The sequence below is a fragment of the Methylosinus sp. Sm6 genome, assembly GCF_019802345.1.
Taxonomy (GTDB): domain Bacteria; phylum Pseudomonadota; class Alphaproteobacteria; order Rhizobiales; family Beijerinckiaceae; genus Methylosinus.
Genome location: NZ_JAINDZ010000011.1, coordinates 1 through 12481, shown reverse-complemented (window position 1 = coordinate 12481; position 12481 = coordinate 1). Strand labels below are relative to the sequence as shown.

The following is a 12481-nucleotide window of genomic DNA, read 5'->3' as shown; positions in this document are numbered from 1 at the left end:
CCCGCGATGAAGAGCGCCTGCGCCGAGATCGGCGCGGAGGCGGCGCTCCGCGACGCGCGCGGGCCTCGACCTCGCCGCGCCGACCGCCTTGGGCGTTTGGACGACCGCCCCGCGCGCGCTGCACGCGCCGAATCCGCGCTCGACATCATCGTCGTCGGGCGCGCTGGCGAGATTCTCGGCCGCGCCCCCTTCCGACAGGCGCAGGTCTGATCGCCCTGGGACGCAATCCTACGGAGATGACAGGCGTGCTCGCCCCGACTACAGCACGGGGGCGCGCCCCCGCCCCCGAGGGAGAATATCCATGGCTCTCGATTCCCCAATCGTCCTGAAGCACGCGGCCGGCGAGGTTCGGATCGAAAGACGGGCCGACGCGCCCGCCCGCGTTGCGGTGACGCTCGCGGACGCCGAGCGCTTCATGCCGAGGCCCGTCATCGAGACGCGCTATCCGACCGAGCTCATCGAGAAAATCCTGGAGGTCAAGGGACTGGCCGCGCTCGGCGACGAGATCGCCCGCGACGAAGATCCGTCCTATGTGGAAAGCAGCCTCCTTCTCGACCTGCTGGCGTTCCGCCCGCCGGAATGGTTCGCCGGAAAGCGGATTCTCGATTTCGGCTGCGGAAGCGGCGCCTCGACGATGATCCTGGCGCGGAGATTCCCCGCGAGCGAGATTGTCGGGATCGAGCTCGAGGAGCGGCTCCTCGCGATCGCGCGTCTGCGCGCCCGCTTCTACGGCTTCGACAATGTGAGGCTCCTGCGCTCGCCGAGCGGCGTGGAACTGCCCGCGGAGATCGGGGCGGTCGATTGCCTCGTGCTGAGCGCCGTCTTCGAGCATCTGCTCCCGGACGAGCGCCGGCTCCTCCTGCCGAAGCTCTGGTCCCTCCTGCCCGCGGGCGGCGTTCTCTTCCTCGACCAGACGCCACATCGCTGGTTCCCGATCGAGCCGCACACGACCTATCTTCCGCTGATAAATTATCTGCCCGACCGGATCGCGCATGTCTACGCGCGGCGTTGCTCGAGGCTCATCGACGCGAAGGTGACCTGGCCGCAGCTCCTGCGTGGGGGCGTGCGCGGCGGCAGCGAAGGCGAGATTCTCGCTCTCCTGCGAAAGGCGGGATCGGGCGATCCGGCGTTGCTGACGCCCGATCGCGAGGGCGTCGCCGACCGGATCGACCTCTGGCATGCGGGCGGCACCTTCCACAGCTATCCGCGCGGCCGGCGGCTCGTGAGGGACGTGGCGAAGGCGGTCAAGCGCCTCACCGGGGTCGAGATCGTGCCCTATCTTTCGATCGCCGTCGAAAAAACGGCGCGCCGAGACCTCTCCCCGACCGCCTGCGCCGCCGCCGGCGCGTAGAAGGATGACGCGGCCACGCCCACGCCCGGAGAAATCCTCTCGCGGCGCCGCGAGCCTTGGCGCTTTCGCCTTGACGGCCGCGCCGTCTCCAATGATGCGATAGCCGCTCCCCGCCGTTTTTTCCGCGGCGCCGGCGCGTTCGCGCTCTGCGCAGTCGCTCGGCTGCTCGCGCTGCAACTGGCGGCGGCGGGCGGATTCGGCGTCGAGGCCGCGGCGGCCGGGCCCAGCCTGTGCTTCGCGGCGCCGGAGCCCGACGGCCGGCCGGCCCATCCGGGGCCGGGCGGAAATTGCGATTCCTGCGTCTTCTGCCAGCAGCCGCCCGCTTCGTTTCAGCAGCGCGAGGCCATTCTCGAAGAAATAGGCGTAGAGATCGGCGCGCTCGGCGGCCACTTCATAGCGCTGCGCGAGCCAGGGCTTCAGCGGCTTCAGATGCTCCATCCGGACATAGGGCGGATTGCCGATGACCACGTCGAAGCCGCGCGCCGCCACGTGCGGAAAGGCCGCGTCCCAATCGAAGCCAGCGCCTTCGCCGCAGCCGGGATCGACGACCGTAAAGGATCGCAGCGCCGCGAGCCACGCGCGCCAGAAAGCGATTGTCTCGCGCCCGCGATGCGCTTCGGCGAGCGACGCCCGGACTTGGTCCAGCGATAATGCGATGGTGCGCTCGACGAGGAAGCGAGCGATCGGAGCGGGCGTGTAGACGACGCCCTCGCGCTTGCGTCGCGTGAGAAATGGCGTGTTCGCGGCCGCTTCGTCCATGACCTCTCGTCGATCAGAGCGGGCCCGATGCGAATCGTCGCGCGAGTCCGGGAATGAAGGACGATATCATCGACGCTTCGGGAGAGGGAGCCGGCGAATCGCCGGCTCCGGGATCATGCGAGGCGAGGGCGAAAAGCGACCGCTTTTCGCTCCGCCCGTTCGTCACTGGCCGTTGGTCGCCGCGACCTCGGCGGGAAGCGCGCCCGGGCTGAGGGCCGGATCGCTGGTGCTCTCCGCGCCATTCTCGACATGCCCCGCCAGACGGCGCTCGAAGCCGCGATCCGAGTCGACGCCGACCGACAGATCATACCAGCCGTGGGTGTCGCCCAGACGCCACAGCTTCACGAGGCGCTCGCCCGCCGCGAGCCGCTTCCTGAACGTGCCGCCGGAGTAGGCGTTGGCGATGGCGACCGAGACGGCGCTGGCCGACTGGTTCACGATCGTGAGCTCGACGCCGGCCTGCGGCTGGGCTTCGTAGCGGGCGCTCACCTCGAGCTCGGCGCGGCCCTCCCCGACGCCGCCCTCGAAGGTCCGGAAGAAGCCGTTCGGACCATGAACCGTGAAGCCGTAATCGCCATGGGCGGGAAGCTTCAGCGTGGCGGCGAGCGATTTGCCGGCTTCGACCGTATAGGTCCACGGGCCGGCCGAGGTCCTCGTCGAGCGCGTGTGGAAGCAGGCGCCGAGCTTGCCCTTGTTGATGTAATAGAACTTCAGCGAGGCGTCGTTGGCGGTCACCGCGCCCTTCGCGTCGAGCACATATTGCAGGGCGCGGGCGCGGCGCAGTCCCTTCTCCTGCTTGGGCAGGGTCTGCTTCTTGGGCGGCGCGGGCGTGTAGGTCGGATGACGATCGCGGTCCTTCGGCGCGAAGGTCGACGTCGAGGGCAGGAAGACGACGCCGCTGAAGGGCTTCGAGAAATCGAAAGCGGAGGTGAGATCGCCGCAGACCGTTCGGCGCCAGGGCGAGATCTGCGTCTCGGCGACGCCGAAGCGCTTCTCGATGAAGCGAAGGGTCGAGGTGTGGTCGAAGACTTCCGAGCACACATAGCCGCCCTTGGTCCAGGGCGAGACGATGATCATCGGAACGCGCGAGCCGAGGCCATAAGGGCCGGCGGCGTAGGTGGGCCCGCCCGGGTAGATTTCATGGATCGTGGAGACGGTGGAACGTCCATGCGCGGAAGTTTGCGGCGCCGTCGGCGGCACGACGTGGTCGAAGAAGCCGTCGTTCTCGTCATAATTGATGAGCAGGACGGTCTTGCTCCACACGTCCGGATTGGACGTCAGCGCGTCGAGGACCTTCGAGATGTACCAGGCGCCGAAATTCGACGGCCAGTTCGAATGCTCCGTATAGGACTCGGGCGCGGCGATCCAGGACACTTGCGGCAAGGCGTTGTTGCGCACGTCGTTGCGGAGGATGTCGAACAGCGTTCCGCCCTTGGAGATATTGGTGCCGCGGCGCGCCTTCTGATAGAGCGCGGAACCCGGCGCGGCGTTCTGATACTGATGGAAATAGAGCAGCGAATTGTCGCCGTAATTGCCGATATAGGGATTGTTGCCCCAGCCCCACCAATGCTCGGCGTCCAGTCCCGCTCCGACGTCCTGATAGATTTTCCAGGAGACGCCGGCCTGCTCCAGCAGCTCCGGATAGGTGCGCCAGTCGTAGCCGGCTTCGGAATTGTCGATGACCGGACCGCCATTGGCGCCGTCATTGCCGTCCCAGCCGGTCCACATATAATAGCGGTTGGGATCGGTCGCGCCCATCACCGAGCAATGATAGGCGTCGCAGATCGTGAAGGCGTCGGCGAGCGCATAGTGGAAGGGGATGTCCTCGCGCGTCAGATGGGCCATGGTGTGGCGGCCCTTGGCCGGCACCCACTGGTCATATTTGCCGTTGTTCCAGGCCTGATGCGCGTCGGGCCAGTTGTGTGGCGTGCCGTCGAGGAACTTGTCGCCGAGCGGACGCGCGTCGGGACGGAAGGGCAGCACCTCGCCGGCGCCGTCGGGCTGGTTCCACACCGGCTTGCCATTGGGCAGCAGCACCGGACGCGGGTCGCCGTAGCCGCGCACGCCGCGCATGACGCCGAAGTAATGATCGAAGGAGCGGTTCTCCTGCGTCAGAACGACGATATGCTGGATGTCGTTGATGGTGCCGGTCGGCTGGCTCGCCGGAATCGCGAATGCGCGCTCGATGCTCTGCGAGAATGCGGTGGCGAGAGCGCCGCCTCCGACGAGGCGCAGAAAATCGCGGCGATCGGTAGTGGTCGTCATGTGTCGGGCCCCTTTGTTTCCCCGGGGCCTCGTTACGCCGCCGTCACTACAGTGCGGTGACGTTCATGTTGAAAGATAATGACATTCTCGCGGTGCGAGCCGGACGGCCCGCTACTTCGGCGAGCGTTCGTTCGGCCGCCGGTCCCACAGCTCGATGGAAAACCCATGCGGAGCGGCTCGAACAATCGACAGGCTGCCCGTCCGCATCTTCGCGGATTTGCGATCGAGGCCACAAATTTCGCCGACGCATCTGAGCACGCCGCTGCTGGAAACGACCAGAATCGTGTCGCTGTCCGCGTGTTTCGCGCGCAGCGACGAGAGCGTCTGCGCGATGCGTGAACGCAATTGCGTTTCGGACGGCGACCAGCCGGCGTCCTGCGGCCACAGGCCGTCGCGCTCCCATGCATCGATTTCCCGCGCTCCGCGCGTCGCGCGGATTTCGTCCGAGGTCCGGCCTTCCCAGGCGCCATAGTCGATCTCGATCAGCCGCGGCTCGATCTCGATCCGCGCGGACGAATAGCCGCCGGCGGCGGCCGCGAGACGAGCGCTTTCCAGCGTGCGGGCGAGCGGCGCCGTGAGAATGCGCGCAGGATCGATGGTCATCGACGCCAACGCCCTGCCGATCGCTTCGGCCTGCTCGCGACCTTTATCGACGAGCGGCGGATCGGCGCGCGCGCCGATCCAGCGAACCTCGTCATTCGGGCCGAACGTGTTTCCGTGTCGGGCGAGGATCAGCCGCATTCAGCGATCCTCATTCAGCGATCCTCATGGCCGAGCAATTCGCCTTCGGCTTCGATCAGCGCCTCCACGCGGGCGACGTCTTCCATCGTGTCGACGGACGCATGAGTGCGGCCTCTATAATCGACGACGACGATGCGCATCTTCAATCCATGCTCGAGCGCGCGCAATTGCTCGAGCCCTTCGGCGCGCTCGAGCGGCGTCGGCGCGAGAGCGACGAATTTCGCGAGGGCCGCCCGGCGAAAGCCGTAGAGGCCGATGTGGCGATGAACGGGAGCCGCCGCCTCCCGGCCGAGAGAAGGAATGACGGTTTTCGAGAAATAGAGCGCGTTTCTGTCGAGATCGAAGACCACCGTGGTTCCGCTCGTCGGCGAAATCTCCTTATGCGCGATGAAGTCGCGCGAGGCCTTCGCGTCGAGCCGCACGGCCGGCGTCGCCATCTCGACATCGGGATGCGCTTCCAATTCCTCGATCAGCGCGTCGAGCGCCCATGGCGGCGTCAGCACGGCGTCGCCCTGCAGTCCGACGACGACGTCTTCGCGCAGCTCGAGCAATGCGACGGCCTCATGGACGCGCTCCGTGCCGTTGCGACAGTCCTGCGAGGTGAGCACGGTCTCGGCGCCGAAGGCGGCGGCGTGAGCGAGAATGCGCTCGTCCTCGGTCGCGATGACGACGCGCGAGCAGCGACGCGCTGCGCGGGCGATCCGCCAGACGCGCTCCAGCATCGACCTGCCCGCGATGATCTGCAGCGGCTTGCCGGGAAAGCGCGACGAGCCGTAGCGCGCCGGAATGATGATCGCTGCGGACATGGGAGATCAGGCGCTCGGCGACGAAAAGATGCGAGCCTTTAAGGCTCGCAATTCGCTCGCGGATGCTCCGTCAGTTGTCGAGGAAGCTTCGCAGCTTCCGCGACCGGCTCGGATGCTTGAGCTTGCGCAGCGCCTTGGCCTCGATCTGGCGAATGCGCTCTCTGGTCACCGAGAATTGCTGGCCGACCTCTTCCAGAGTATGGTCGGTGTTCATGCCGATGCCGAAGCGCATGCGCAGAACGCGCTCCTCGCGCGGCGTCAGCGAGGCGAGCACGCGAGTGGTGGTCTCGCGCAGGTTCGACTGGATCGCCGCCTCGATCGGCAGGATGGCGTTCTTGTCCTCGATGAAATCGCCGAGATGCGAATCCTCCTCGTCGCCGATCGGCGTCTCGAGGCTGATCGGCTCCTTGGCGATCTTCAAGACCTTGCGCACCTTCTCGAGCGGCATGGCGAGCTTTTCGGAGAGCTCCTCCGGCGTCGGCTCGCGGCCGATCTCATGCAGCATCTGGCGCGAGGTGCGCACGATCTTGTTGATCGTCTCGATCATATGCACCGGAATGCGGATCGTGCGCGCCTGATCGGCGATCGAGCGCGTGATCGCCTGACGAATCCACCAGGTCGCGTAGGTCGAGAACTTATAGCCGCGGCGATATTCGAATTTGTCGACCGCCTTCATCAGGCCGATGTTGCCTTCCTGAATGAGGTCGAGGAACTGCAGGCCGCGATTGGTGTATTTCTTGGCGATGGAGATCACGAGACGCAGATTGGCCTCGACCATCTCCTTCTTCGCCTGCCGCGCCTCGCGCTCGCCCTTTTGAACCATGTGGACGATCTTGCGGAACTCGGCGATCTCGAGGCCGGTCTCGGTGGCGAGCGCGTGAATCTCGCCGCGCAGCTCCTTGATCCGGTCCTTCTCGTTGGCGACGAATTCCTTCCAGCCGCGCGAGCCGAGCTTGGACACGCGCATGATCCATTTGGGATCGAGCTCGGAGCCCTGGAACTTGTCGATGAAGTCCTCGCGCTGCACGCCCTGCGCGTCGGCGAGCAGGAACAGCTTGCGCTCATAGCCGACGAGGCGCTTGTTGATGTCGTAGAGCTGCTCGACCAGCGCCTCGATGCGGTTCTGGTTCAGCGAGAGAGATTTCACATCGGTGACGATCTCTTTCTTGAGCTGCTTGTATTTGCGCTCCTGAGCCGGCGTCAGCGTCTCGTTCTTGAGCTTGTTCTCGACATTCTGGTCCTGCAGCCGGCGCAGCTTCTTATAGGCGTCGGCGACGCGGGCGAAGGTCTCGAGCACGCGCGGCTTCAGCTCGGCCTCCATGGCCGAGAGCGAGACCGAATTCTCGAGATCGTCCTCCTCCTCGAAGCTCTCCTCGGCGGGCGCGCCGGCCTCGCCGAGCGCCGCCGGCGGCGTGCGCGGCGCCGTCGCCGGGGCGAGCTCGTCCTGCCCGGCCGGGGGCTTGGCGTTCTTGCCCTCGGGTCCGGCGTAGGTCGCTTCGAGGTCGATGATGTCGCGCAACAGGACCTTGCCGGCCTCGAGCTCCTCGCGCCAGATGATGATGGCCTGGAAGGTGAGGGGGCTTTCGCACAGCCCGGCGATCATCGCCTCGCGGCCCGCCTCGATGCGCTTGGCGATGGCGATCTCGCCCTCGCGCGACAAGAGCTCGACCGAGCCCATTTCGCGCAGATACATGCGCACGGGATCGTCGGTGCGGTCGGCCGGCTCCGCGCTGCGGGTGGCGACGGCGGTCGAGCGAGCCGACTCGACGACCTCGCCGCCGGTCTCCGCCTCCTCTTCCTCCGCCTGCTCCTCGCCCTCGGCGTCGTCGGGATCGTCGCCCTCGGAGACGGTGATGCCCATCTCCTGCAGCATCGCATAGATGTCCTCGATCTGGTCGGAGGAGACTTCCTCCGAGGGCAAGACCGCGTTGAGCTCGGTATAGGTGACGAAGCCGCGCTTCTTGGCGAGCTTGATCATCCGCTTGACGGCGGCGTCGTTGAGGTCGAGCAGAGGACCGTCGGCGGTTTCCACCGCGACCGCGCCCTCGGTTTCGACTTTCTCGTCGTCTTTCTTCGCCATTCCTCGCTCCAAAGCCCGCCGTTCCGCCGCGGCCGCGCCCCAGGTCCGTCGCCTTTGCTCGCCGCCTACGAACCACAGGAGCAAGCACAAGACAAGCCGCGGCCGGCCCCGCCGCCGCGGTGATTCGCCGGTCGCCTCACAGTCGGAGCGCCGGCTTGACACTCCGTTAACCGAATGCCCCGCTTTCGCTCCAGACATCGAGTCCAGCGCGAAATCAAACCGTTCGAGTCGTCCGACCGGACAAAGAGCCGAACCCCTCCACCATGGCTTCGGTTCCCTCGATCGTGTTCAATTGGGCTTGAATATCGCTCAGGCGGGCGAAATCATGGTCGCTCGGCGCGTCCGCCAGCCTGGACTCGATTTTTCTGAGTTCTTTATGTAGCGCCCGCGCCCGATGTTGCAAGATCAAAGCCTGACGCAGGCTTTCGGCCGCGTCGGTCGCCGCCGCCCCGGCGCGCACGTTCCACAGCGAGGCGTGCGCCGTCATATTCGCCAGGCGCGCGCAGAACGCCTCCAATCCGGCCGCGGCGATCTCGCGCTCGATCGCCTCGCGATCCGTGGTCCCGTCGGCGGCGCAGCGGATCAGCGCCGCGCGCAGCTCGCGCGCCTCCGCCGAGTCGAGATCGAGCGCCGCGACGGCCTCGAGCTGCGTCTGCAGCAGCTGCGGATGGTTCAACAGGATGATCAGGATCAGCGCCTCGCGCGGGGCGATGGCGGCGGCCTGGCCGCGAAACAGCGGCGACCGCGCGAGCGAGGCGCCGATGGTCAGCGGCCCGCGCAGCGAAGGCTGCTCATTGAACCGCCGCATCGGCCCGCGGCCGCCGCCGCCGCTCGAGCGCCATTCGCGCCGTGGCGGATAATTCCGCGAGCGGCCGAACAGCGTCGCGCAGCGGTCGTTGAGCTCCTGCGAATAGTGCCGGCGTAGCGCCTCGTCGGCGATGCTGCGGGCGAGCTCGGCGAATCGGCGCTCCAGCGCGGCGCGCCGCTCCGGCGTGTCGAGCCGCGCGCCTTCCGTCTCGCGCGCCCACAGAAGATCGACGAGCGGCCGCGCCGCGCCGATCGCCTCGGCGATGGCCGCGGCGCCGCCGGCGCGGAACAGCTCGTCCGGGTCCTGGCCGTCGGGCAGCAGCGCGAAGCGAAAGCTGCGGCCGGGGCCGAGCAGCGGCAGAGCCGTGTCGATCGCCCGGTCGGCGGCCTTGCGGCCGGCCTTGTCGCCGTCGAAGCACAGGATCGGCTCCTCGGCCATGGTCCACAGCAAAGCGCATTGCTCCGCCGTCAGCGCCGTGCCGAGCGGGGCCACCGTTTGCGGAAAGCCGGCGGCGGTCATGGCGATGACGTCGACATAGCCCTCGACGGCGACGACATAGCCGGCCTCATGCGCGGCCTTGCGCGCATTGTGCTGATTGTAGAGCGTCGCGCCCTTGTGGAAGAGCGGCGTCTCCGGCGAGTTCAGATATTTGGCTTGCGCGTCCTTCTGCATCGCGCGGCCGCCGAAGGCGATCACGCGCCCGGCGCGGTCGCAGATCGGAAACATGATCCGATCACGGAAGCGGTCGTAAGGGACGACGATGTCCTCGCCATGCACGAGCAGCCCGGCCTCGATCATCGCCTCGACGCTCGCGCCCTTGCCGGCGAGATGGTCGCGCAGCGCATGGCGCTCGGGCGGCGCGAAGCCGAGCCGAAAGCGCGCGCGATCCGATTCTCCGATCGCGCGGTTCGAGAGATAGGCGCGCGCCGCGCTCACGGCGCTCCCGCGCAGCTGCGCCTCGAAGAATTGCGCCGCCCATTCCAGCACATCGCCGAGCGAGGCGCGCTTCTCCTCGAGCTCGCGCGCCTCCTTCGTCTCGACCGGCATGGGGAGGCCGGCCATCCCCGCGAGCTTCTCGACCGCCTCGGGAAAGGTGAGCCCCTCCGTCTCCATCAGAAAGGTGAAGCCGTCGCCGCTCTTTCCGGAGGAGAAGTCGTGGAAGAACCCCTTCTCGTCGATCACATAGAAAGACGGGGTTTTCTCGGCGTTGAAGGGCGACAGGCCGCGCCATTCGCGGCCATGCTTCTTCAGCTTGACCTTTTGCGAGACGACGGCCGAGACGGGCACTCGGGCTCTGATCTCATCGAGGAAGGAGGGAGGAAATCGCATGGGCGCCCGGCGTCGAGGAAGGAGCTTTCTAGCATCTCGCGCGATTCGGGCGCGTTCTGAAAGCGGCGTCGTCACCGCAAATCACAGACGGGGGAACGTCCCCGCGTCTGGAGCGGCGCAAAAAAAAGGGCCGCCGGAAGCCAGCGGCCCAAGTCAAGGGAGGAAACGCCCAAGGAGGGCTACGGAGCGAGATCAATCTCGCTGCGTCGCACTGTTGTATTGCTGCGGCGCACAAGTGTCAAGCGTAAAAAATCCATACGCTGCCGCGCTCGAGGCAACCTCCATGATTCTGCGGCATTTCCGGCGCGCGCCGACAGAATTGCCGCCTCTCGCTGCTGCGTGGCGGTTGCGGCGGCCCCCGCCGCTCGTCAGCCGGGCGACGGTGTGAGGCCGGGCCGGGCGATCGGATTCGCAGAATATCCTGAACCTCGTCCTGAGGAGCCGCCGCAGGCAGCGTCTCGAAGGACGGCCGCAGGCCGAAGTCATGGGCTTGTCGCCGTGGCTTTAGAGTCAGGGCCGCGTGGGCTGCACGGGAGCGTCACGCAGGCTGGCGGTCGCGACGCCGGGGGGCGTGGCGGCGGCCGCGGCTTCATTCCTCGGCTTTTTTGTCTCGAGCGAAGCCTCGGGCTTTTTCGTTCCGATCGACGCCTGCGGCTTTCTCGTCTCCACGGCCGCTTGCGGCTTCTTCGCCTCGGTCGAGGCCTGCGGCTTTTTGCCGCCTTCGGCGCGGCGCGACGGCTCCGGCTTGGCGAGGGCTGGCGCCGGCTTGGCGACGACTGGCTCCGGCTTCGCCGGCTCCGCCTCGGATTTCGCCACTTCGGTCGCGGCCTCCCCGTCCTTGCGCAGGCCGAGCCATCCGCCGATCGCGCCGGCGCCGGCCGCCAGGGCGGCGAGCTTTGTCGTTTCGAGCGCCGGCTCGGCCGCCGGCGCATTGGCCGGGGCCGGCTGTTGCGGCGCCGCGGCGAGCGTCTCGGCCGCGGCATGGGCGCGCGCGGCCTTCTCCGCCGCGACCGCGACGACCGGAGATTTGGCGGCGAGCTTGACCGGCCCCTTGGCCGGCTTCTCGTCGAGCGGGATCTCGGTCGGCGACACGGCCAGGGCCTCCGGCCGGCTGACCTCCGCAACGCGGGCGTAGAAATCCGGATGCTGGCCGCCATCCTGATAGACGACGCGCACCGGCTTCACGCCGGCGCCGACCAGCTCCGCGATTTTCGCCGCGTCCTTGGCGGACTTCTCCGCGACGAGCGACTCGATCTGAGGATCCCGCTTCAGCGCGGGGCAGGGCGCCGAGGCGTCCAACGAGTGGCCGCTCGCCGGCGTCGCGTCGAAGACATAGCGACGGCCGCAGACGCCGACCGTCGGCTCCCGCCAAGTGGCCTCGAAATGATCCGAGCCGTTCTCGAGCTGCTTCCAGAACTCGATATTGGGGTCGAGCCGGTGCTTGGCGAGATTTTCCGCCGTCATCTTGAACGGGTAGGACTGCATTTGAATGGCGCGCTGGCCATTGTTGAAGGAGGTGCGCAGGATCGCATAGATCTCGGAGATCTGATGGTCGGTCATGGAGAAGCAGCCGGCCGAGGAGCAGGCTCCATGCACCATGATCGAGCCGCCGCCGTGGCCGAGCGCGCGATCATAAGCGTTGGGGTAGCCGACGTTGAAGGAGAGATAATAGGCCGAATTGGGGTTCATCTGCCCCGGCGTGATCGAATAGAAGCCTTCGGGCGCCTGGCGGTCGCCTTCGCGGACCTTGGGGCCGAGCTGGCCCGACCAGCGGCACATGGGAAATGTCTTCAGATAGACATAACGGCCGTCGGGACGCTGCTTCCAGATCTGGAACTCGGATTCCTTTTTATAGCTGCGAATGAGGGTCGGCGATTCCTTGGCGACGCCGGCCTGCTCCATGAGCGCCAGGGTCTCGGGCGGAATGGGTTGCAGCGAGCGCTGAGAAAGACCCGAGTCGTTGCAGGCGCCGAGGGCGAGCGCCGCTCCGGCGGCGACGCCGTAAGGGGCGAAGCGCCCGATCGTCCGGATGAGAGTCATTCTCGCCCCGCTTTTCGACTTGGTCCCGCGACGCGAATCACACCTCGCAAGACCCTGGCGCCGACACTGGACCCGAAATTCCAAACAAGTTTCTAACGCAAGACGCTCCGATAGGCCAGAGCGCGGCCGCGAGCGGGCAGGGCAACGCAGGAAGGGGCGTATCACCCTCCCCTTCAGGGCTAAGGGAGTCACACGTTTCCAGGAGGCCGTCATGGCCGGGCTCGCCCCACGGCTGTCCGGTTCAAGATAGGCATAGTATTATCTCGTATTGGCGTGGGTCCGGCTTGTTATTCGGCGTCGGC

Annotated in this window: 8 protein-coding genes and 1 pseudogene; 2 read left to right on the top strand and 7 right to left on the bottom strand. The window is 66.9% G+C overall.

Annotated features, from left to right (window positions below; translation table 11 throughout):
• Positions 1-6 precede the first annotated feature (6 nt).
• Together K3F48_RS09315 and K3F48_RS09310 are read left to right on the top strand one after the other, a co-directional pair.
• Positions 7-210 (top strand): hypothetical protein, encoded by a 204-nt coding sequence (locus tag K3F48_RS09315; RefSeq protein WP_222575159.1) that lies wholly within the window; start codon positions 7-9, stop codon positions 208-210.
• 91 nt (positions 211-301) lie between these two features.
• On the top strand, positions 302-1351 hold the full coding sequence (locus tag K3F48_RS09310; RefSeq protein WP_222575158.1) for a class I SAM-dependent methyltransferase: 1050 nt from the start codon (positions 302-304) through the stop codon (positions 1349-1351).
• 333 nt (positions 1352-1684) lie between these two features.
• On the opposite strand, the pseudogene K3F48_RS09305 reads toward K3F48_RS09310, so the two are convergent.
• From K3F48_RS09305 to K3F48_RS09275, 7 genes and pseudogenes are all read right to left on the bottom strand, one after another.
• Positions 1685-2110 (bottom strand): annotated as a pseudogene (locus tag K3F48_RS09305) (Eco57I restriction-modification methylase domain-containing protein); the annotation flags it as partial.
• A 162-nt stretch (positions 2111-2272) separates the two neighbouring features.
• Positions 2273-4375, bottom strand: a complete 2103-nt coding sequence (locus K3F48_RS09300) for a phosphocholine-specific phospholipase C (RefSeq protein ID WP_222575157.1) — start codon at positions 4373-4375, stop codon at positions 2273-2275.
• 111 nt (positions 4376-4486) lie between these two features.
• Complete coding sequence (locus tag K3F48_RS09295) at positions 4487-5116, bottom strand: histidine phosphatase family protein (protein ID WP_222575156.1); 630 nt, start codon at positions 5114-5116, stop codon at positions 4487-4489.
• Between the two features lie 14 nt (positions 5117-5130).
• On the bottom strand, positions 5131-5922 hold the full coding sequence (gene kdsB / locus K3F48_RS09290; protein WP_222575155.1) for a 3-deoxy-manno-octulosonate cytidylyltransferase: 792 nt from the start codon (positions 5920-5922) through the stop codon (positions 5131-5133).
• Positions 5923-5992: 70 nt separating this feature from the next.
• Positions 5993-8002 (bottom strand): RNA polymerase sigma factor RpoD, encoded by a 2010-nt coding sequence (gene rpoD / locus K3F48_RS09285; RefSeq protein ID WP_222575154.1) that lies wholly within the window; start codon positions 8000-8002, stop codon positions 5993-5995.
• Positions 8003-8216: 214 nt separating this feature from the next.
• Positions 8217-10139, bottom strand: a complete 1923-nt coding sequence (gene dnaG / locus K3F48_RS09280; protein ID WP_222575153.1) for a DNA primase — start codon at positions 10137-10139, stop codon at positions 8217-8219.
• Positions 10140-10649: 510 nt separating this feature from the next.
• On the bottom strand, positions 10650-12179 hold the full coding sequence (locus K3F48_RS09275) for a L,D-transpeptidase family protein (protein ID WP_222575152.1): 1530 nt from the start codon (positions 12177-12179) through the stop codon (positions 10650-10652).
• Positions 12180-12481 lie beyond the last annotated feature (302 nt).